Source organism: Cohnella herbarum (assembly GCF_012849095.1).
GTDB lineage: Bacteria > Bacillota > Bacilli > Paenibacillales > Paenibacillaceae > Cohnella > Cohnella herbarum.
In genome coordinates this window covers 2,495,364-2,516,535 of record NZ_CP051680.1, presented here as the reverse complement: position 1 = coordinate 2,516,535, position 21,172 = coordinate 2,495,364, and the positions used below count along the sequence as shown (strand labels likewise).

Genomic DNA, 21,172 nt, shown 5'->3' with positions numbered 1-21,172 from the left:
GCCTCGAGAGAGGCGGTGGTCGATTAACGATTCAGTACCAGGCTTAAGCCGAAAACTACATTTTCATAACGCCGCCGCGGCTGGCGTTGGTAACCATCGCGGAATAACGGGCCAAGTAACCGCGTTTGATCTTCGGTTCGAAGCCTTTCCATTCGGAACGGCGGCGATCCAGCTCTTCGTCGCTGACTTCAAGCGTAATCGAGCGGTTGTTCATATCCAGCTCGATCATATCTCCGTCTTCTACGAACGCGATAGGGCCGCCTTCGGCTGCTTCCGGTGAAATATGGCCGATCGCGATTCCGCGGGAAGCTCCGGAGAAACGTCCGTCGGTAATCAGGCCGACTTTCGTGCCGAGCCCCATGCCGACGATCTGGGAAGTCGGAGCAAGCATCTCGGGCATGCCCGGGCCGCCTTTAGGTCCTTCGTAACGAATAACGACGACATGACCTTCCTTGACCTTGCCCTCGGCGAGTCCTTGCAACACCGCTTCTTGCGAATCGAAGCAGATCGCCGGTCCGCGGTGATAACCGCCAACCGATTTGTCGACGGCGCCGACTTTAATGATCGATCCGCCGGGAGCGAGGTTTCCGAACAAGACGGACAAGCCGCCCTCCTTCGAGTGAGGATCGTCGATCGGACGAATGACCGAGTGATCGGTAATTTCCGCGCCGACGACGTTCTCGCGAAGCGTCTTGGCGGATACGGTCATTACGTCGCCTTGAAGCGCTCCTTCTTTCTTGAACAGCTCGTTGATAATGGCGCTCACGCCGCCCGCGTTGTGAAGGTCTTCGATGTGGTGATCGGAAGCGGGAGCCAACTTGGACAAGTAAGGCACGCGTTTCGCGACTTCGTTAATCCGTTCGATCGGGTATTCGATTCCCGCTTCGTGCGCGAGAGCCAAAGTATGCAATACCGTGTTGGTCGATCCGCCCATTGCCATATCCAATGCGAAAGCGTTGTCGATGGCATCAAGCGTAACGATATCGCGCGGCTTGATGTCTTTCTTGATCAATTCCATCAGTTGCGTTGCGGACTTCCTGACGAAATCGCGACGTTCCGGTGCGACCGCCAGAATCGTGCCGTTGCCCGGCAATGCCAAACCAAGCACTTCGGCGAGACAGTTCATGGAGTTAGCGGTGAACATGCCGGAGCAGGATCCGCAAGTCGGACATCCGTATTGTTCAAGCTCGGTTAAGCTTTTCTCGTCGATCTTGCCGGTCATGAACGCGCCAACGCCTTCGAAAACGGACGTTAAGGAAATCGCTCTGCCATCGCTCGTACGTCCGGCTTTCATCGGTCCGCCGCTGACGAAGATAGTCGGGATGTTGACGCGCAGAGCGGCCATCATCATGCCCGGAGTAATTTTGTCGCAGTTCGGAATACAAACCATTCCGTCGAACCAGTGAGCGTTAACGACGGTCTCGACGGAGTCCGCGATAATCTCGCGGCTCGCCAAGGAGTAGCGCATGCCGATGTGACCCATAGCGATCCCGTCATCGACGCCGATCGTATTAAATTCGAACGGAACGCCGCCAGCTTCGCGAATGGCGTCTTTGACGATTTTACCGAACTCCTGCAAGTGAATATGTCCCGGGACGATATCGATGTAAGAATTGCATACTGCAATGAAGGGTTTGCCGAAATCTTCTTCTTTAACGCCGGCGGCACGCAGCAAGCTGCGGTGCGGTGCGCGGTCGAAGCCTTTGGTGATCATGTCTGAACGCATTTTTTTGTTAGCCAAATTTAGCCCCTCGCTTTCTGTTAAACCGGAATGTCATATCCTTGATTTTATCACAGAACGAGACGGCTTGACCAGACAAGGCTTTCGAATAACGCGGTGAATCGTTAAACAATCGCTTCAGTAAATTATGGTGATTTTGCGTCATGTATGTGTTATATATCGTTTGAAATAAGTGGGATTTACACAATTAATCAATAAATTATGTAATAAAACATAACATATATTATTTACTTCTCGGATTAGGTTACCTATAATGGGAAGAAAAGTTCTGAAGGGGATGGGAAATTGAATCTGACGGAACGCGAAAAAGAAAAATTGCTAATTACGGTAGCGGCCGATTTAGCGCAAAGAAGATTAGCTCGCGGCGTGAAGCTTAATTATCCGGAATGCATCGCGTTGATTACGTCGGCCATTATGGAAGGTGCCAGAGACGGGAAATCGGTAGCTGAGATGATGTCTTATGGCACCACATTATTGACTAGGGAGCAAGTGATGGAAGGCGTTCCGGAAATGATTCACGAGGTGCAAGTGGAGGCGACTTTCCCGGACGGTACGAAACTCGTTACCGTTCATCAGCCGATTGCTTAGGGCGTCAATGGAAGGGGGATAGGTAATGATTCCAGGTGAAATTAGGGCGAAATCCGGAGAAATTCAGCTAAACGAAGGAAGGCGTACCGTCGAGCTTATCGTAAACAACGTTGGCGATCGTCCGGTTCAGGTCGGTTCCCACTACCACTTTTTCGAAGTGAATCGGTCTTTGCGTTTTCCTAGGGAGCAAGCTTTCGGCATGAGATTGGATATCCCTGCGGGTACGGCGGTCAGATTCGAGCCAGGAGAAGAAAAGCCGATCGTTCTTACCGAATTAGGCGGCGCCAAGATGGCTTTCGGATTGAATGGGATTTCAAATGGATCTGCATCGGGAGAGATGACTGCCGCAGTTGCAGATAGACTAAAAGCTTGGGAAGCGTTGAAGTGAGTTCCAAAGTGACATGTGGAGCAGGACGGAGTAAGAAGGGAGAGAACGGGCATGCGGATGGATCGTCAGAGCTACGCCGGAATGTTCGGCCCTACGGCCGGAGATGCGGTAAGACTTGCGGATACGGGGTTGTGGGCGGTTGTCGAGCAGGACTACACCGTGTACGGGGATGAGTGCAAATTCGGCGGAGGTAAGGTCATCCGGGACGGAATGGGTCAATCTAGCCGTGCAATCAGAGACGAAGGCGTGCTGGATACGTTGATTACGAATGCAGTCGTGATCGACCATTGGGGAATCGTGAAGGGCGACATCGGGATCAAAGACGGCGTCATCGTCGGGATAGGCAAAGCCGGTAATCCGGATATCATGGACGGCGTGGATGAAGGAATGGTCGTCGGTGCAAGCACGGAAGTCATTGCCGGGGAAGGCAAGATCGTGACAGCCGGCGGCATCGATACGCACATTCATTACATTTGCCCGCAGCAGATCGAGACCGCGCTGTCATCTGGCGTAACGACGATGATCGGCGGAGGGACGGGGCCGGCGACGGGGACGAACGCAACGACCTGCACGCCGGGAGCGTGGCATCTCCGCCGGATGCTGGAGGCTGCGGAGGCTTTTCCGATGAATCTCGGTTTTCTGGGCAAAGGGAACGCTTCGACGCCGGCTCCTCTAATCGAGCAGATCGAGGCGGGCGCTATCGGGCTTAAGCTGCACGAGGACTGGGGGACGACGCCCGCGGCGATCGACGCTTGTCTATCGGCGGCAGATCGGTTCGACGTTCAGGTGGCGATCCATACGGATACGTTAAACGAAGCGGGATTCGTAGAGGATACGCTTAGGGCGATCGGCGGCCGAACGATTCACACGTATCATACCGAAGGAGCGGGCGGCGGTCATGCCCCGGATATTATCAAGGCGGCCGGTGAGCCGAATATCATTCCCTCCTCGACGAATCCTACGCGACCTTTTACGGTGAACACGATCGAAGAGCATTTGGATATGCTGATGGTCTGCCATCATCTGGATAGCGGAATTCCCGAGGATGTAGCGTTCGCCGATTCGCGCATCCGTCCGGAGACGATCGCCGCGGAAGATATTTTGCACGATCTCGGCGCTTTCAGCATCATCAGCTCGGATTCGCAAGCGATGGGGCGCGTCGGGGAAGTCATTACCCGCACTTGGCAAACCGCGGACAAAATGAAAACGCAGAGGGGACCGCTAGATGGGGACGACGAAGAAGGCGACAATGAACGGATCAAACGTTACGTGTCCAAATACACGATTAATCCGGCGATCGCTCACGGAATTTCTCACCTCGTCGGTTCCCTCGAACCGGGCAAATGGGCAGACGTGGTCGTATGGAGCCCGTCCTTCTTCGGCGTAAAGCCGGATCTCGTCTTGAAGGGCGGCAGCATTGCCTACGCGCAGATGGGAGATCCGAATGCTTCGATCCCGACGCCTCAGCCGGTATTCGGCAGGCCGATGTTCGCTTCGTACGGAAAATCGCTGTTTCGTAGCTCGATTACTTTCGTGTCGCAGGCGGCGTACGATCGAGGAATCGCCGACGAACTTGGCTTGCAGAAACGAATCGAGCCGGTCAAAAATTGCCGCAATATCGGTAAGAAGGACATGATCCGCAACGATGCGACGCCGGTCATCGAAGTCGATCCGGATACTTACAAAGTAACGGTCGACGGAGAGCTTGCGATATGCGAGCCGGCTTCCGTCGTTCCGATGGCTCAAAGGTATTTTTTGTTCTAATCCATAAATTCTAGCATTCCAAGGAAGGAGGCGGATCGGACGTGAAGGATGCAGGGGGAGCAGAAGGCGAATCATTGGGCTCCGGCCAGTGGCTTTCCTTGCAGCTATTGTTGGATTCGGCTCTGCCGATCGGCAGCTTTGCCCATTCCTTCGGATTGGAGTCGCTCGTTCAGGACGGACTAGTCATGGACGGAGCGAGCTTGCGCCAATACATGATATCCATGCTGCGGCATAGCTGGGCGACTAGCGACCTCATGGTCATTAAAGCCGCGTTCGGAGTTGCCCCAGGTGGAGACTACGGCACAGATAATAGAAATCGGAATGCTTATGCTTACGAAATCGAGAAGCTAGTCCATCTTCAAAGACTTGCCCCTGAATCCCGGGACGGGATGGAGAAAATCGGCCGGAGGCTGCTGAAGCTGGCTCCCGAGCTGTTTCCGTCTATGTCGATGACGCTACGAAGTCTTCATGAGGACACTCGCGGCGGGCAATGTTACGGCAGTTATCCTCTCGTCTATGGGGTGATCTGCCGCGAACTGCAGGTTTCGCTTGGAAGAGCGGCGGAGGGATACCTGTATACGGCGGTCGCCACATGCGTGAACGCGGCCTTGAGATTGATCTCGATGGGGCAGACGGAAGCTCAACGCTTGACCGCTTCCTTGTTCCCGGACATTACGCGGTCGTGGGAGGCCGTGCGGGAAATGGATCCATCGGAGGCTTATAGCGCGATGCCTCTTGCCGAGCTTGCGATGATTCGGCATGAGACGTTATATTCCCGGTTGTTTATGTCATAAGAAGCGAAAAAACACTTATAAGCGGAGGGATTGCATATGTGCCAAGGAAAAGAAGGACATCATCATCATGAGTGGGAAACGCCCCAAGTCACGGGAGGACGTCCGATGCGAATCGGAATCGGAGGCCCGGTCGGATCCGGCAAAACAAAGCTTGTGGAGCAGCTTGCCTTTCAATTGAAGGACAAAATTAACTTAGCGGTGATCACGAACGACATCTATACGAAGGAAGATGCGCGAATTCTGTCCGATACAGGGTGTTTGCCAGACGATCGGATTATCGGCGTTGAAACCGGAGGATGTCCGCATACGGCCATTCGCGAAGATGCTTCGATGAATTTCGAGGCCGTCGAGGAGCTTGAGCAACGTTTTCCCGATCTGGATTTGATCTTGATCGAGAGCGGCGGAGACAATCTGGCCGCGGCTTTCAGCCCGGAGCTCGTTGATCGGTTCATCTACATTATCGACGTTGCCCAAGGCGAGAAAATCCCTCGCAAAGGCGGTCCCGGAATTATGAGATCGGATCTGCTGATCATTAACAAAATCGACCTGGCTCCGTACGTAGGAGCCAGCTTGGAAGTGATGGAACGCGATTCCCGCCAAATGCGCGGCGAAAGGCCGTTCGTCTTCACGAATTTGTTCGGAGGCGAGGGATTAAACGTCGTCTCGGATTGGGTAGCTCGGGAGACGGTTCGCCATGAGGCCGCCGTCTAGTCTAGGCGCAATCCCTTTAATCGAGAGGTTGTCGGAGCTCCGGGCTACGGTCGGGATAATAAACGGCCGTCCGGAGTTGATTTCCCGGTATCATACTTCACCGCTTAAGATCGCGAAAACATTCCCTCTCGGAAGCGGTAATGGGAAGCAATTGGCCGTCTTGCAAATGGACGGTTCCCCCGGTCTGCTTGAAGGGGACCGGTATGTGTTTGATTGGGAACTGCGCGAGGGCGCTCGCCTCTATGCGACGAATCAAGCCTATACCCGAGTACATCCTTGCGAGTCCGGCAGCGATTCTAGGTTGTACCAACGGTTCATGTTAGGGCCCGAAGCCATACTCGAATGGATGCCGGAGCCGATTATGTTATTTCGGAATGCTCGTTTCGTCTCCGAAACGGAGATCGATCTGGCTGATGGGTCGATCTGCGTGGTCGGGGATATCTTTTGTCCGGGAAGGCTATCGCGAGGCGAGGCGTTTTCTTTCCATTCGTACGATTCGAAGATAACGGTCATGTACAAGGGAGAACTCGTACATTATCAGAGACAGAAGTGGGAACCCGCCCGAATGCAAGTCGATAATGTCGGCTGTTTCGGAGGTTACACCCACATGGGAATATTCTCCGTATTTTCCGATCGGGTTACCTCGGATCTTGTGGTCAGGATACGCGAAGCGTTGGAAAGCATGGAAGCTATTCCGGATGGGGTTAGCTGGGGAGTCGCTCGAACCGCGAAATGCGGGATAGTGGTGCAGATGGCGGGACATGCGGCCTGGAAACTTCAGAGGCTGACGTTGGCCGCGTGGGACTGCGTCAGGCTGCAGCTAATGGATCAGCCTCCGTTGAGATTTCTTAAAGAGGCCTGGATGACCAGGAGTAACAAATGAGATTGCCGAAAGTAGCCGCGTTGTCCGTCGATGCGGCTACTTTTGCTGTTCGGGGAACAAACCGGCGAGTCCGGCGAAGGGCAAATTCTCGTAGTGGTCGGTCTTATAGACGACTTCGCTTTCGATTTTCGCTTCGTCGCTCAGCTTGTTGCGCTTAAATTGAAACTGGTCGAACAACTTAACAAGAATATGCGCGGTGTTAATCGCGTCGTCCATCGCCCTGTGGTGGGAGCCGGAAAAGGGAATTTCCAGCATCTCGAGCGCCGGTTTTAAACCCATCTGCTGGTGTTTCTCTAGCTTGTATATTTTGGATAACATCTTCTGCAGGTTGTTATGGTTAACGATCCAATCGGTCGCGATCTGATGCTGTCGGCATTCCTGCACGAGTTGTCGCAAGTCGTCCGGTCCCCACGCGCACAGAAAATATTCGTCCGATCCCATCCATTCCGTATATTCGCGAACGACTTGTTCAAGCGTGCCCGCTCCGTTAACGTCATCTTGCGTAATTCCGGTAAAAGCGGTCGTATCCGCGGTCAGCTGAGGAACGATCATCGGCTTCACGAACGATTGGAACGTTTCGATAATCTGCGGGACATCGTCGACCAGACGAACTTTAGCCGCTCCGATTTCGATAATTTCGGCGATTTGGCCCTTCTTGCGCCGAACCGTCATTTCTAAGTCATATACGATAATGGTCACTTCAAGCACCTCTAAGACATTCCGATAATGTTTCGTACCTTTGTTATTATAGACTTACGCGAAGCATTTGTCAGTGTGGAAAATAATCTTCGCTTTTGGTTGAAAATGGAGTTGAACACGGACAGCCCGCTGATGAAGTTCAGCGGGCTGTCCGACGATGATATTCGTTCTAGAGAGTAGGTTTGAAAAACAAGAATAAGAAGAGAATGACGCCTAAAGCTCCAGCCACATAGGGCCGATTCCGATAATGGCTCCGACACAATTTCGACAATCTTTTCTTGAAATCGCCGTAAAATTTGATCGTTGGAGTCCCATAAGGTACAATTTAGAAATTAAGCAAACACAATTGCAGGTAAACCACAGGAGGAATTAATGTCATGAGTACATTTTCGCAAAAGCTAACTTCCATGCGCCAAGGACTTAAAGATCAAGTATCGAAGTTCAAGAATAAGGATTTCATGGACGCGGTTGTCGCCGGATGTGCGATCGTGGCTGCAGCCGACGGAAAAATCGACGGCTCCGAGAAACAAAAGATGATCGGTTATATTAACCATAACGAAGAGCTTAAAGTGTTCGAAATCTCGAAGGTCATCGAAAGATTCAACCATTATACGAGCAATTTCGATTTCGATCATATGATCGGTAAAGCCGAAGCGATGAAGCCGATTATCAAATTCAAGGACAAGCCCGAAGCACGCGTTGTCATTAGCGTTTGTTGCGCAATCGGTGCCGCCGACGGCGATTTCGACGAATCGGAGAAAAACGTGGTCAGGGAAATGTGCCGGGCGGTTAATCTTCCCGCCGGCGATTTCGGACTGTAAGCATCAGTTATAAATCAAACATAACCCCATCGTATGAACAAAACTCATCTCGTATGAATGAATTATGGTCTCATTGGGGGAACAAACATTTATGAAAACGGGTGGTACAGGAGGTTTCCTGTGCCTCCCGTTTTGTGTTTAAGTACAAGTTTTTGTATTTTTCGACCCAAGTTTCTTATTCAATTGATCGTCTATTTTCGCATCTGATTCGTCAATTCGATGAATTACGGCAGAAGTAACCGCCTACGGTCCGTTGATTAATCCCATTCAAAAACCATATTTTCAATGGAAAACACTCAAATAAGAGCGCACATTTCCGTTAGATTTTGAAAAGCCCCTTTTTGAGAAAAATAAAGTCTGCTGGTTCCGTTAGAATCTGTGGCATTTTAACCGTATATTAATAAACCGACGCGTTCGCTTCTACTCAAGCAAACTCGTCGGTTTTTCAATTATGCATTAACGCTTAGCCTTATAAAACTCGTGATAGAGTTTCATTAACGCTCTCTTCTCGATTCTTGACACGTAACTCCTCGATATTCCGAGCTCCCGAGCGATTTCTCGTTGGGTTCGCTCGTCCCCGCCGCCGTCCAACCCGAACCGTCCGCGAATGACTTCCTGCTCGCGATCGTCCAATATATCGAGATTGCGGTAAATTTTGCTTTTCTCGATTTTCAACTGAACTTTCTCGACCACTTCGTCCGGCTCGGTGCCGAGAATATCCTGCAGAGTGATCTCGTTGCCTTCTTTGTCGGTTCCTATCGGATCATGAAGCGAAACGTCTTTTCTCGTTTTCTTTAACGACCGTAGATGCATTAGAATTTCGTTCTCGATGCAACGAGCGGCGAAGGTAGCAAGTTTCGTGCCTTTGTTCGGTTGGAAGCTCTCGATCGCTTTAATGAGTCCGATCGTTCCGATCGAGATGAGATCTTCCAAATCCTCTCCGGTGTTATCGAATTTCTTGACGATATGGGCAACCAATCTCAAATTGTGTTCGATAAGCAGGTTTCGGGAAACGGGGTTACCTTCGGCAAGCCGTTGCAAATGCAACGCCTCTTCATCGTCGGTGAGAGGCTGGGGAAACGCGTTATTTTTGACATAAGACACGAGTAAAGATAATTGCTTCAAGAACAAGGCAATCGATGTGATAAAACCGGGCACGGGAAGGCCACCTCCGTAAGTGGGGTCGGGTTGTTGGAAAGAAGCATTACCATTGTATGTGGGTAAACGCCCAACAGTGCCTGTTCCACAGCTTTAAAGTCGATCGTCCGAATGACAATGCCCCACAATGGGAAATAATTAACGCTACAAGTATGTCGCAATTTCCTTTGGAGGTGGTTTTCTTGGCCGTAAAAAGCGCCGGACGCGGTAATCGACCGTATAAGCCGGTATCCATGTCTTCGAAAGAGTACCAAGCATTCGCCAAAGCAAGAGAGCCTTCCCGGTCCGTATGGACCAATTGTCTGAAGGCGTTCTTGGTAGGCGGAATTATTTGCACGATCGGTCAGGGAGTAACCGAATTTTTCATCGCGGTGTTCCACATGTCATCCAAGGATGCCAGCAACCCGACCGTAGCGATCATGATCCTGCTATCGGTTATTCTGACCAGCATGGGCGTCTATGACAAGATCGCGCAATGGGCCGGAGCGGGAAGCGCGGTTCCGGTAACGGGCTTCGCGAATTCCATGGCGTCGGCGGCGATCGAGCATCGGGCCGAAGGCTTGGTACTTGGCGTTGGTTCCAATATGTTTAAGTTGGCGGGTTCCGTCATCGTGTTCGGCGTCGTGGCGGCTTTCGTAATCGGCATTATCTACTGGGTGTTCGGAATCGGGGCGTGGCATGATACTACAGGGTAAACGGACATGGGTTTTTCCAAAGCCGCCCGTCATTATAGCAACGGGAACCGTCGTCGGACCCGATGAGGGAGAGGGTCCGCTCTCTTCCGATTTCGACCTCGTTCATCCCGACCTGGAGATCGGACAGCCTAGCTGGGAGAAATCCGAAAGGGTGCTTCTGGAGCAAGCATCCGATATCGCGTTGCAGCATGCGAAGCTGTCTAAGGATAAGCTCAGCTTCTTCGTCGGCGGAGATTTAATGAATCAGATTATTAGTAATACTTTCGCGGCACGCACGTTAGGGGCTCCCTATCTTGGCGTATTCGGCGCTTGTTCGACTTCGATGGAATCGCTCGCCATAGCGTCTCTGATCGTATCTTCCGGCGCCGGCGAATATGCCATGGCGGGCACTTGCAGCCACAATTGCACCGTAGAGAAGCAGTTCAGGTATCCGACGGAGTATGGATCGCAGAAACCGCCGACGGCCCAATATACGGTTACGGGCGCGGGCGCGTCCATCATTGCCAGCGAAGGAGAAGGACCGATCATTACCGCGGCGACGATTGGCAAAATCATGGACTTGGGCATTAAAGACCCCTTCAATATGGGGGCGGCAATGGCTCCCGCTGCCGTGGATACGATTCAAGGGCATCTTCAGGATACCGGAAGAGAGCCGGGGTATTACGACTTGATCGTAACGGGAGATCTAGCGGGCGTAGGCCATCCGATCGCGACTGAGATGCTGCAAAGAAACGGCGTGCCGATGGATCAGACGAAGTTTCAGGACTGCGGGCTGATGATCTATGACGTACAGAAGCAGAAGGTTCAGGCGGGAGGCAGCGGGTGCGCTTGCTCGGCGGTCGTCACTTACGGTCATCTCTTGAAACGGATCCATAAGGGAGAACTGAACCGGATATTGGTCGTCGCGACGGGAGCTTTGCTCAGCCCGCTTTCGTATCAGCAAGGGGAAAGCATTCCATGCGTAGCGCACGCAGTAGCGATAGAAGCGCCAAACACTGAGAAGCAAAGAGGTGCCGAATTATGATGGACTACGTATGGGCTTTCGTGGTCGGCGGCGCGATATGTGTCGTTGGCCAGCTATTGTTCGACGTCGTAAAGCTTACACCGGCGCATACGATGTCATTGTTGGTCGTCACTGGAGCGGTAATGGATGCCGTCGGTTGGTACGATCCGCTTGTCGACTTCGCGGGGGCCGGAGCGACAGTGCCGATAACGAGCTTCGGCAACGCATTGGTTCATGGGGCTCTGTCGGAGCTGCAGGACGTAGGTTGGATAGGGGTTATTACCGGTATTTTCAGCATAACGAGCGCGGGCATTTCCGCGGCGATCGTATTTTCGTTTTTAGCCGCGTTAGTCGTTAAGCCGAAGGGTTGATCGGCGATAGCCTGCGAGCGAAACAGGTGATTCCATTATTTAACGGGAGTCACCTGTTTTGTGCTTTTCTTATCGTTCATGGGGTGGAAGGATCGTAAATATGTGCAAAATAGTTAGCATAACTGATTATTCTTATGGTATCCCTTACTTTTGTTTATGTCTTTCCCTTCTTTCCTAACCTACAATGAGGAGGCATTCAAACATTAAGGAGGGTTCGCTTTATGTTAAACAAAAAAACAATTACCGGGGTCTCGCTTGCCTTGACGATGCTATTATCCGCTTGCTCCAATGGCGCAAACGAACCAAGCAAAGAGAGCTCGGCATCGCAACCGGCGGCCTCGCCGTCCGCGGATAGCGGTAAGAAAGTCGAATTGCGCATGTCTTGGTGGGGTTCGGATGAGCGCCACGAAAAAACGCAAAAAGTCATCGAGCTGTTCGAGCAAAAAAATCCAGGCGTCAAAATCACGGGGGAATATTCCGGATTCGACGGATATATGGATAAGCTGAACACTCAGATTGCTGCGGGCAACGCCCCGGATTTGATCCAGATGGGCGGAAATATCAAAGAATACGTAGACAAAAAAGCATTGCTGGATTTGACTCCATATGTAGGCAACGTTCTAGTCTTGGACGATTTTAACGGCGGATACGTGAAAGCGGCTACTTTCGAAGAGAAGCTGTACGGCGTCACGCTAGGCGTTAGTTCAACCGCATTAATGTACAATGCGAGCATGTTCGAGAAAGCGGGCGTACCGCTTCCGACGGATACATGGACTTATGAAGACTTTAAAACCTCGACGACTCAAATTGCTCAGAAACTAGGCAAAGGTCATTACGGTTCGTACGATCTTTCCAGCGATGCGGCTTCGTTGGCTTCGTATTTGGGAAGTAACGGCAAAGAGTTATATCGCGACGGCGAACGCCATTTCGACAGCCAAGATATGATCAACTGGTTCACGATGTGGGATGAATTGCGTAAAGCGGGAGCTATCGTGCCTGCGGACGTTCAAGTAGCCAACCCTCCGACGGCCGTTGATAAATCCCTTATCGTTAAGGGACAAGTTGCCATTCAAAGCATGTCGGCATCCCAAATCTTCGGTTTCCAAGAGCTGACTCAGGATAAGTTGGCTTTGAGCATGTACCCGAACGGTTCGGCGGGCAGCGGAATGGTCCCTCCGATTTCCGGACAATTCATCACTTCGTATGAAGGAACTAAGCATCCTGAAGAAGTCGCGAAGTTCATTAACTTCATGGTGAACGACCCTGAAGCAGGCGTTATCCTTGGCAGTACAAGAGGCGTTCCGCCGGCAGGCAAAATTCGCGACGTATTGTCCGCGCAATCCACGCCGGTCGATAAAGTTCTTTACGATTACATCTCGCTAGTAAGCGATACGGCACCGGCCGTCGAGTATCAACAATTCCCGTTGGATAATGAATTCATTAAATTGTTGCAGTTAACGAGCGAGAAAATCGCGTTCGGAGCTCAACCGATCGATTCTTCCGTCAATGAATTCATGACCGAATTGGATAAATTGCTAGTCAAAGCAAAAGCGCAATAAACGTAACATCTAGAGAAAACGGAAGACCGGGAGCCCTTAGACGGCTCCCTCTTCCCTAAGATAGGAGAGCTAATCTTATGCAGAAATACAAAACCTATGCAGCCGGGTATTTGTTTCTGTTGCCATGGTTGATCGGCTTTATCTTGCTTTACTTAAGCCCGATCATCGCATCTTTGTATTTGTCCTTTACGAAGTATGACTTGCTTACGGCACCGAAATGGATCGGCTTCGAAAATTATAAGACGATGTTTACGGACGATTACCGTTTGGGAGATTCGATCAAGGTTACTTTTCAATACGTGTTACTATCGGTTCCTTTCCGTTTGGCGTTCGCGCTCGGACTGGCTATGTTGCTTAATCAAGGCATGAAGCTTCTTGGTTTATACCGAACGATCTATTACATTCCTTCCTTGCTTGGAGGAAGCGTCGCGATTTCCGTGTTGTGGAAACAAGTGTTCGACAAAGAGGGGATTTTCAATCAGGGTTTGTCATTTATCGGGATCGAGGGACCCAATTGGATAGCCGATCCGAAGTACGCGATTTATTCTCTGATCGGATTGTCCGTATGGCAGTTCGGGTCGGTCATGATTATTTTCTTGGCCGGACTTAAGCAAATCCCTCAAGAGTTATATGAAGCGGCTACCGTAGACGGTGCTAGCATTTTTCGTAAATTTTCGAAAATCACGATGCCTCTGCTTACGCCCGTCATCTTCTTTAATCTGACAATTACGTTGATCCAGTCGTTCCAAACGTTCACTAAAGCTTTCATTATAAGCAATGGTTCGGGCGGTCCGATCAATTCGACTTTGCTCTATTCTTTGTACTTGTATATTAAGGGCTTCACTTTCCTGGACATGGGATACGCCTCCGCAATGGCTTGGCTGTTATTGGTTATCATCGCAGCTTTCACCGGCTTATTGTTCCTGACCTCCCGTTACTGGGTTTACTATTCGGATGGGAGGAATTAATCGATGGCAATTAATCGACAGTTCAAAACAGCCCTGTTTCATGTAATCGTGCTGGGATGCGGGCTCTTGATGCTATATCCGGTATTCTGGTTGATCAGCAGCTCCGTGAAACCGACTACGGAAATCTTTACGTCTAAAGGTTTGTGGCCTTCCTCGATTACGTTCGAGCATTATTCCCAAGGCTGGAACGGGTTACGCAACATTCAATTCGGCCGGTTCTTCCTTAATTCCATTTTATTGTGCGTAGTCGCGGTCATCGGGACGGTACTCAGTTCTTCTATGGCGGCCTTTTCGTTCGCGCGTATCGACTTTCCGTTGAAAAACCTGCTTTTCGCGTTGATGCTTGGTACGATCATGCTACCGGGACATGTTACGCTGATTCCCCAATATATTATGTTTCATGAGATCGGATGGGTAGATACTTACCTGCCTCTGATGACGCCGAAATTCGTCGGGGACGCTTTTTTCGTGTTCTTGATCGTGCAATTTATTCGGGGTATTCCTAAAGAATTGGACGAGAGCGCTAAGATCGACGGTTGCGGCTGGTTTACGCTCTATTTCCGCATCATTATGCCGCTTAGCCTGCCTGCGTTGATGACCGCCGCGATCTTCACGTTCATGGGCACATGGGATGATTTCTTCGGTCAACTGATCTACTTGAGCGATATTAAGAAATTCACCGTTCCGCTAGGCTTGCGCCTCTTCCTGGATTCCAGCGGCAGCTCTAACTGGGGAGCCGTGTTCGCAATGTCCGTCCTGTCCATCGTTCCTAGTCTTGTCATCTTCTTCCTGGGTCAGAAATACTTCACCCAAGGCATCGCGACAACCGGATTGAAAGGTTAAAATAGGATTATGATTGTAAATTAACTTTTCAAAAAGAGGACTGTACGAAATGCGACATCTGGTGAAATATCCGACAAAACTTTTTACGCTTATGGTGCTTTGTTTCATCGGCTTTAATAGCCTTCTATTGCTAGTATCGGGCATTGTGTATTATGAGACGTATTCTAAGATTGCCTACCGCGAAATCCGGGAAACCAAAAAAGAGCTGCTCGACGAGACATCCCAGAAGCTCTCGAATTACGTGGCGGGCATTCAAGATACGGCCCGATTCTTAGTGACGAACACGATGGTACAACAAAGCCTGTCGGAAGCGCCGGATAGCGAGTACGACTTCGTAACCAAGAGTCGGCAGTTATATGAAGAATTTCAAAAGCTTGCGACAGTTAAAGAAGGTTTGCATTCAATTGAATTGTACACGGATTGGTTAAAAGGCTATCCGGCATTTTTGGGTCAATTCATGCATCCGATGGACGAAGCGGACAAGCAAGGTTGGTTGGGACGCATGGACAGCACCGACGGGTTCTGGATCGCTTCCCACGACTATGGAGTTTCAGGCAACGTTCGGATGGTCAGTTACGTTTATCGAATTATTGGCCACAGGGGAGAAATTCTGGGAATCGTGAAGCTCAATATTCCCGACAAAAAATTGTTCGAAATTTTGAATAAGCGCGATGCGCTTAAGGATAGCGCCAACTATTACGTGGTATTGGACTCCGGCGGTAATTATATCGCATCCGTGCTGCCTGAGGGCGTCGAAGTCATCGATGACGTAGATGCGATGGTACGCGAAGTATCGGCAACGAAATACAGCGTTATTGAATCGGACCAGAATTCACAGTACTGGATGCTCATGCAATTGATTTCCAAAGACGTGCTCAAGCAAAGCGGCAAAGAAGTTCGGATACTCATTATCGGACTGTTGCTCGGGCTGATCGTGCTATCTATTCCGATCGCTCTATGGGTGTCAAGGAAATTGACTTCTCCGATATACGGAATTGTCGAGGGCATGCGCACCGTGGAAAAAGGCGATTTCAACGTCCGGATGGGTGCGTCGGGCATACAGGAATATCTTCATCTTACGACTCATTTTAATCGGATGGTACATCGGTTAAAGGCGTTGATCGGACAATTGAATCAGGAACATCGCGATCGTCGGGAAGCGGAAATTCAATTGTTGCATGCTCAGATCAAGCCCCATTTCCTATATAACACGTTGGATTTGATTCACTGGCGAGCTCTGGATTACAATGCGTACGAAATTAGCCAGATGGTTCAACAATTGTCCAAGCTGTTTCGTATCGGACTAAGCAATGATAAGTGGTATGTTCCCATGAGGGACGAGTTGGCTCATGCCCGTTGTTATATGGCTATTCAGGAATATCGGCAAAATTTCAGCATCGAATACGTCGAGAGCGTGAAGAGCGATCTGCTTGACGTGATCATCCCGAAAATCGTGCTTCAGCCTTTCTTGGAAAATGCGGTCATTCATGGGTTTCAACATCGGAGCTACGAGAAAGCGGTTATTCAGGTTGTCATTGAACAACGGGAAGAAGCAGGAAACCAACAGTTAATCATCGCGATTACCGATAACGGAAGCGGGTTGCCGGAAGGGTTCGATATTCAGACGACCGGAGGAATCGGAATTCGTAATGTCATAGACAGGATACAATTGTATTGCGGTCCGAAGTACGGAGTGCGAGTCGCTCCGGGGGAACGGGGGGGCACGCAGGTGATCATGAATTTGCCGCTGATTAACCATGAGGCGGAAATGGAGCAACTGACAAGGAGCCTATCCCATGAATACGATTCTCTTGGTTGATGATGACGATTATGTAATTAATGGACTGCTAAAACATATTCCATGGAAGGACATGGGCGTAAGTATAGTCGGTACGGCAGCAGACGGAATGGAGGGGTTGAGTAAATTCCGCGAGCTGCGGCCGGATTTCGTTATTACGGATATCTATATGCCCGCGATGGACGGCTTCCAGTTAACCGAAGCGATTCATGACATCGACCCGGACGTTCCGGTAGTCATCTTAAGCGGGTACGATGATTTGGCGAACGCGAGGAAAGCGGTATCTACGGGAGTGAATCACTTCCTGCTCAAGCCGCCCAGCATTTCGGAGATCGAGTTCGTCGTACGCGAGGTTCTGCAACAACTGAACGAGTCCCAAGAGCAAGACGAATTGCTGTCCAGCTATTTGCAGCAGCAAGATATCGTGCGTAAATCGATGAAGGACGCTTTCTTCCGGGATTTGTTGTCTACGCGGTATCGGCCTGAGGAGTTGCCGGACAATAGAATCGCGTTTATGGGTTTGCCCGAACAGTCGTCCGTCCAGGCGTTGACGCTTAGTCTCGTGAGGTCGGACGTCTTCGCGCGAAGAGAAGAACGCGATTGGCAACTGTTGCGTTTCGGAACGGGGAACATCATTCGCGAAATGCTGAACGCCCAATTAGGCAGCCAACCGGATCTGTCCGCGGAAGTGCTGGAATATTCCGATCAAGAATTCGTGATCATTTTTCTAGGTGCTCCGCCACAGGAAGATGAGAGTCAACAATTGCAGCAATTCATCGTCAACTTATCGGATGAAATATTGGAAAACATTCTTCAGTTTATGAAGCTCTCCGTGCTGGCGGGGCTCGGCACCGTTCGCGCCGGTTATCATGAATTAATGGATTCCTACCTGGAAAGCCGCTATGCGGTAGAGATCGCGGAAATGAACGAGTGGAACCGGGTATACGTCTATGCGGATTCCACCGAAACGGAGCCGGGTAAAGTTGTCTCGATGGATTCGGTTCGCTATTTGCACGATGCTATTTTTCAAAAACAATGGCAGAACGCCCATGAGCTATGGAATCGGCTGGCCAAGGAAATGGCGGGCGGCAACGTATCTCTTCCGGTATGCAAAGGGGTTTGCTCCGGGATCGCAAGCGCCTTGTGGATAGCTACGCAAACTTCCGACATGCAGGAGGAAACGTCGGGTCCGGGTCTCGAAGACCTGTTGCTCAAATTAAACCGGTCCAGCTCCGCCAGGCAAATGCTGGAGGGGATGGACGATGCGATAGCGCGTCTGATCGCTCTGAACCGGGACGATCAGGTCGGCAAAAAGAGCAATGCGTTGGTCGAACGAGTAATTAAGGAATATATAGAAAAATGTTATCACGAGGATATTTCTTTAGAACAAATCGCGGCGAATCTCCACGTGAACCGGAATTATTTGAGTCAACTGTTCAAACGGGTTACCGGCGAACCGTTCGTAACCTATTTCAACAAATATCGAATCCGCAAAGCGATCGAATTGATCGGCACGGGAAAATACATGGTTTACGAAATCAGCGAGAGGGTAGGCTTTCAGAATTCTACTTATTTTAGTCAGGTGTTCAAATCGATTACCGGGTACAGCCCGTCCGAATATAATCGCTAACGCATCGGACAAAGGAGCGTAAGCATATGGCCACAGTATTGCAGAAATTGCGGGACAAGGATTCGCAAGGCATATCGATGCAGCGGAACTCTAATATCGCTCAGTCGTTTCAAGCTGAATTTGCCCGCTTGGGCGTTAAATTCGCTTCTTCGCCCGCTCGATTGGAGAAAGTATTCGATCACGCCGTCGCCAAACTCGGGGATTGCATCAAGCCGGACGGCCAGGGTAGGCCTATCCTGCAGGAAGGAGGCGTCTATCACGGTTGCTGGCTGGAAAGCACCGGTACGATCAATGCGGAAATTTTGGCGCGATATTGCCCGGACACGGCTCAGTCCACGTTCGCGCAGTTTGCCGAGCTGCAGCGCGAGGATGGCTTGATTCCGTATAAAGTGACGGCGGACGGCGCCGTCTTTAAGCAAATTCAATTGGTCACGCCTCCGGCCAGGAGCGCGTGGAATCACTATATGTTGAACGGGCGGGATCGCGTTTTCTTGAACAAAATGTATACATCGCTTGCGCGGTTCGACGACTGGCTGGCGCAGTATCGCGATACGAGAGGTACGGGATGCGTGGAAGCATTCTGTACGTTCGATACCGGGCACGACTTGTCGCCGCGATTCTGGCACGTGCCGGATACGCCGGAGCAGGACGATCCTAAGCGTTACGATCCGCATTCGCCGATCTTGCCGCTGCTCGCCCCGGATCTAACGGCAAGCGTGTATTGCAGTCGGAGTTACTTGTCCCGGATGGCTCGCGAACTAGGGCAGGACGACATAGCCCAAGTATGGAAAAACAAAGCCGCCGCGACGCTGCGAAGTCTGAACGCTCATTGCTTGGATGAGTCGGACGGCTTCTTCTATGACGTGGACAACAACGGTAGGTTTAATCGTATTCAGTCCGACGTCCTCTTGCGCGTGCTTGCCTGCGAGGTCGGAGACGACGATTTCTTCGCTTCTTCGCTATCACGTTACTTGCTGAATACCCGTAAATTTTTCGCAAAATACCCGTTAACGTCGATCGCCATGGATGATCCCCGCTTCGATCCGTTTACGAGCTACAACACGTGGGGCGGCGCCGTTAATTTCTTAAGCTTGATCCGGGCTCCGCATGCCTTCGAAAGTCATGGACGTCATGTGGAGCTCACCTGGATTATGCAACCGATTATTTCCGCGATCTCGCGGATGACCCGATTCGGTCAATGTCTGAGTCCTTGGACGGGCGAAGAAGGATATACCGAGACTTATTCTCCGGCGATTTTGTGCGTTCTGGATTATATCGAGCGGTTGAGCGGTATCGTGCCGACGCCGGATGGCGAGCTCTGGTTTACAGGTTTGCTTCCGCAGACGTTGGACCATGGACAAAAGTTAGCGGATGAAACGGCGTATTGCCGAACCGTAGACGGAATCGGATTTGAACTTCATAACACGCGGTCGGAATGCTCGATCTATCAAGACGGCCGATTGAAATACCGGTTTCCCGCAGGCGTTCGGATCGCTACCGATCGCTCGGGGCTATTGCGCAACATTGTCGGCATGTCCGTTCGACCGGTCGAAGGAATCGTTCGGTTGGAGGAACGGGAGATCCCGTTTCGCATCGCGGGCAACGAGGTTTTACGATTCGAAGAAGGAAGTTTCGTAATCGAATCGGCTCCGGGCGTCATCCTCCCGACCTATGAATAGCTTATCAGGAAAGGAAAGATTATCGTGGCGTTGACCAAAGAACAAATTCAGATGCGCGATCCATTCGTACTCAAGCAGGAAAGCGAAGGGTGCTATTATTTATATGGTTCTACCGATCCGAACATCTGGAAGGGCAAGGCGATCGGATTCGACGTTTACAAGAGTCGGGACTTGGAAGATTGGGAGGGACCGTTCCCCGCTTTTCGCCCCGAACCCGATTTCTGGTCCGATACGAATTATTGGGCTCCGGAAGTTCATGCTTACGACGGCAAATATTATATGTTCGCTACATTCAAAGCGGAAGGCGTATGCAGAGGTACGCAAATTTTGGTTGCCGATCAACCTGTAGGCCCATTTATTCCCCATAGCGATGGGCCGGTGACTCCCCATGATTGGGAATGCTTGGACGGTACCTTGTATGTCGACGAAGACGGTACGCCATGGATCGTCTTCTGCCATGAGTGGGTACAAGTCAAGAACGGAACCGTCTGCGCGTCACGTTTATCTCCTGAATTAGACCGGGCGATCGGAGAGCCGATCTTGCTCTTCTCCGCGCTAGATGCGTCATGGGTCGATGCGGTTAAGGGAGGAGCGGGTTACGTCACCGACGGGCCCTACGCTTATCGTTGCAACAATGGCGAGTTGCTGCTCTTATGGTCGAGCTTCCGGCAAGGACGTTACGCGCAAGGGATCGCTCGATCGGTATCCGGCGGAATTCTCGGTCCATGGGTTCAGGAGCCCGAGCCGATTTACGAGAACGATGGCGGTCACGGCATGATTTTCCGAACGTTCGAGGGGAAAATTTTGTTGACTCTGCACGCTCCGAACAGCACGCCGGACGAGCGTCCCGTCTTTATCGAGCTTGCGGAAGAGGATGGGCGGTTAAGATACGTATAGTTTTTCGTTGATTGTGCTTAGGGCAATCCATTGTCATCCATTGGTGACTATTGGATTGTCCTATTTTTTGCGGTCGCCGTTGACGGTGGAGGTTTGGCTGTTTTACTATTGATTTTTGGAAGAAACTAAAATTTACGATCCCATCCAAATTCAGGTATAATAAAAAAAGGACTATATAAATA

The 21,172-nt window shown here is 50.8% G+C and carries 20 protein-coding genes; 17 read left to right on the top strand and 3 right to left on the bottom strand.

The window, feature by feature from the left end:
• Positions 1-55: 55 nt before the first annotated feature.
• Positions 56-1,726: a dihydroxy-acid dehydratase gene (ilvD, locus tag HH215_RS11380; protein ID WP_169284343.1), complete on the bottom strand. Its 1,671-nt coding sequence runs from the start codon at positions 1,724-1,726 to the stop codon at positions 56-58.
• A gap of 300 nt (positions 1,727-2,026) precedes the next feature.
• Between ilvD and HH215_RS11375 the strand changes: the two genes are divergently transcribed.
• Genes HH215_RS11375 through HH215_RS11350 form a run of 6 tightly spaced genes read left to right on the top strand, consistent with a single transcriptional unit; the run spans position 2,027 to position 6,869 of the window.
• Positions 2,027-2,329, top strand: coding sequence for an urease subunit gamma (locus tag HH215_RS11375; protein WP_169280008.1), 303 nt, complete (start codon positions 2,027-2,029; stop codon positions 2,327-2,329).
• Between the two features lie 25 nt (positions 2,330-2,354).
• Positions 2,355-2,717: an urease subunit beta gene (locus tag HH215_RS36360; protein WP_169280007.1), complete on the top strand. Its 363-nt coding sequence runs from the start codon at positions 2,355-2,357 to the stop codon at positions 2,715-2,717.
• Positions 2,718-2,774: 57 nt separating this feature from the next.
• Positions 2,775-4,481: an urease subunit alpha gene (gene ureC / locus HH215_RS11365; RefSeq protein WP_310735614.1), complete on the top strand. Its 1,707-nt coding sequence runs from the start codon at positions 2,775-2,777 to the stop codon at positions 4,479-4,481.
• A gap of 41 nt (positions 4,482-4,522) precedes the next feature.
• A complete protein-coding gene (locus HH215_RS11360; RefSeq protein ID WP_254450445.1) occupies positions 4,523-5,275 on the top strand; it encodes an urease accessory protein UreF in 753 nt (250 codons plus the stop codon).
• Between the two features lie 36 nt (positions 5,276-5,311).
• Positions 5,312-5,986 (top strand): urease accessory protein UreG, encoded by a 675-nt coding sequence (gene ureG, locus HH215_RS11355; protein WP_169280005.1) that lies wholly within the window; start codon positions 5,312-5,314, stop codon positions 5,984-5,986.
• Positions 5,970-6,869 (top strand): urease accessory protein UreD, encoded by a 900-nt coding sequence (locus HH215_RS11350; RefSeq protein ID WP_169280004.1) that lies wholly within the window; start codon positions 5,970-5,972, stop codon positions 6,867-6,869. The genes ureG and HH215_RS11350 overlap by 17 nt, the downstream gene beginning before the upstream one ends.
• 36 nt (positions 6,870-6,905) lie before the next feature.
• Here HH215_RS11350 and HH215_RS11345 read toward each other — a convergent pair whose 3' ends face one another.
• Complete coding sequence (locus tag HH215_RS11345) at positions 6,906-7,568, bottom strand: 3'-5' exonuclease (RefSeq protein WP_169280003.1); 663 nt, start codon at positions 7,566-7,568, stop codon at positions 6,906-6,908.
• A gap of 377 nt (positions 7,569-7,945) precedes the next feature.
• On the opposite strand from HH215_RS11345, the gene HH215_RS11340 reads away from it, so the two are divergent.
• Complete coding sequence (locus tag HH215_RS11340) at positions 7,946-8,389, top strand: tellurite resistance TerB family protein (RefSeq protein WP_169280002.1); 444 nt, start codon at positions 7,946-7,948, stop codon at positions 8,387-8,389.
• A 456-nt stretch (positions 8,390-8,845) separates the two neighbouring features.
• Here the strand turns inward: HH215_RS11340 and sigK are convergent, their stop codons facing one another.
• Entirely contained in the window at positions 8,846-9,547 is a 702-nt protein-coding gene (sigK, locus tag HH215_RS11335; protein WP_169280001.1) for an RNA polymerase sporulation sigma factor SigK, read from the bottom strand.
• A gap of 182 nt (positions 9,548-9,729) precedes the next feature.
• On the opposite strand from sigK, the gene spoVAC reads away from it, so the two are divergent.
• From spoVAC to HH215_RS11285, 10 genes are all read left to right on the top strand, one after another.
• Positions 9,730-10,242: a stage V sporulation protein AC gene (gene spoVAC, locus HH215_RS11330; RefSeq protein WP_375140496.1), complete on the top strand. Its 513-nt coding sequence runs from the start codon at positions 9,730-9,732 to the stop codon at positions 10,240-10,242.
• Positions 10,229-11,266 carry a stage V sporulation protein AD gene (spoVAD, locus tag HH215_RS11325; RefSeq protein WP_174887683.1) on the top strand — a complete coding sequence of 346 codons (1,038 nt, stop codon included), beginning with the start codon at positions 10,229-10,231 and terminating at the stop codon, positions 11,264-11,266. The genes spoVAC and spoVAD overlap by 14 nt, the downstream gene beginning before the upstream one ends.
• Positions 11,266-11,616: a stage V sporulation protein AE gene (gene spoVAE, locus HH215_RS11320; protein WP_169284340.1), complete on the top strand. Its 351-nt coding sequence runs from the start codon at positions 11,266-11,268 to the stop codon at positions 11,614-11,616. Before spoVAD ends, spoVAE begins: the two co-directional genes overlap by 1 nt.
• 221 nt (positions 11,617-11,837) lie before the next feature.
• Positions 11,838-13,175 carry an ABC transporter substrate-binding protein gene (locus HH215_RS11315; protein WP_169279999.1) on the top strand — a complete coding sequence of 446 codons (1,338 nt, stop codon included), beginning with the start codon at positions 11,838-11,840 and terminating at the stop codon, positions 13,173-13,175.
• 77 nt (positions 13,176-13,252) lie between these two features.
• Positions 13,253-14,143: a carbohydrate ABC transporter permease gene (locus HH215_RS11310; RefSeq protein WP_169279998.1), complete on the top strand. Its 891-nt coding sequence runs from the start codon at positions 13,253-13,255 to the stop codon at positions 14,141-14,143.
• A gap of 3 nt (positions 14,144-14,146) precedes the next feature.
• A complete protein-coding gene (locus HH215_RS11305) occupies positions 14,147-14,986 on the top strand; it encodes a carbohydrate ABC transporter permease (protein ID WP_169279997.1) in 840 nt (279 codons plus the stop codon).
• A gap of 49 nt (positions 14,987-15,035) precedes the next feature.
• Positions 15,036-16,805: a cache domain-containing sensor histidine kinase gene (locus tag HH215_RS11300; RefSeq protein ID WP_169279996.1), complete on the top strand. Its 1,770-nt coding sequence runs from the start codon at positions 15,036-15,038 to the stop codon at positions 16,803-16,805.
• Complete coding sequence (locus HH215_RS11295) at positions 16,783-18,414, top strand: response regulator transcription factor (RefSeq protein WP_169279995.1); 1,632 nt, start codon at positions 16,783-16,785, stop codon at positions 18,412-18,414. The genes HH215_RS11300 and HH215_RS11295 overlap by 23 nt, the downstream gene beginning before the upstream one ends.
• Positions 18,415-18,440: 26 nt before the next feature.
• Positions 18,441-20,093: an MGH1-like glycoside hydrolase domain-containing protein gene (locus HH215_RS11290; RefSeq protein ID WP_169279994.1), complete on the top strand. Its 1,653-nt coding sequence runs from the start codon at positions 18,441-18,443 to the stop codon at positions 20,091-20,093.
• Positions 20,094-20,144: 51 nt separating this feature from the next.
• Positions 20,145-20,990 (top strand): glycoside hydrolase family 43 protein, encoded by an 846-nt coding sequence (locus HH215_RS11285; RefSeq protein ID WP_169284339.1) that lies wholly within the window; start codon positions 20,145-20,147, stop codon positions 20,988-20,990.
• Positions 20,991-21,172 lie beyond the last annotated feature (182 nt).

Bases quoted from the DNA above. Each gene is read 5' to 3' on its own strand.
- ilvD (WP_169284343.1), bottom strand. From the start codon at position 1,726: ATGCGTTCAGACATGATCACCAAAGGCTTCGACCGCGCACCGCACCGC.
- HH215_RS36360 (WP_169280007.1), top strand. From the start codon at position 2,355: ATGATTCCAGGTGAAATTAGGGCGAAATCCGGAGAAATTCAGCTAAAC.
- ureC (WP_310735614.1), top strand. From the start codon at position 2,775: ATGGATCGTCAGAGCTACGCCGGAATGTTCGGCCCTACGGCCGGAGAT.
- ureG (WP_169280005.1), top strand. From the start codon at position 5,312: ATGTGCCAAGGAAAAGAAGGACATCATCATCATGAGTGGGAAACGCCC.
- HH215_RS11350 (WP_169280004.1), top strand. From the start codon at position 5,970: ATGAGGCCGCCGTCTAGTCTAGGCGCAATCCCTTTAATCGAGAGGTTG.
- HH215_RS11340 (WP_169280002.1), top strand. From the start codon at position 7,946: ATGAGTACATTTTCGCAAAAGCTAACTTCCATGCGCCAAGGACTTAAA.
- spoVAE (WP_169284340.1), top strand. From the start codon at position 11,266: ATGGACTACGTATGGGCTTTCGTGGTCGGCGGCGCGATATGTGTCGTT.
- HH215_RS11315 (WP_169279999.1), top strand. From the start codon at position 11,838: ATGTTAAACAAAAAAACAATTACCGGGGTCTCGCTTGCCTTGACGATG.
- HH215_RS11310 (WP_169279998.1), top strand. From the start codon at position 13,253: ATGCAGAAATACAAAACCTATGCAGCCGGGTATTTGTTTCTGTTGCCA.
- HH215_RS11305 (WP_169279997.1), top strand. From the start codon at position 14,147: ATGGCAATTAATCGACAGTTCAAAACAGCCCTGTTTCATGTAATCGTG.
- HH215_RS11300 (WP_169279996.1), top strand. From the start codon at position 15,036: ATGCGACATCTGGTGAAATATCCGACAAAACTTTTTACGCTTATGGTG.
- HH215_RS11295 (WP_169279995.1), top strand. From the start codon at position 16,783: ATGAATACGATTCTCTTGGTTGATGATGACGATTATGTAATTAATGGA.
- HH215_RS11290 (WP_169279994.1), top strand. From the start codon at position 18,441: ATGGCCACAGTATTGCAGAAATTGCGGGACAAGGATTCGCAAGGCATA.
- HH215_RS11285 (WP_169284339.1), top strand. From the start codon at position 20,145: ATGCGCGATCCATTCGTACTCAAGCAGGAAAGCGAAGGGTGCTATTAT.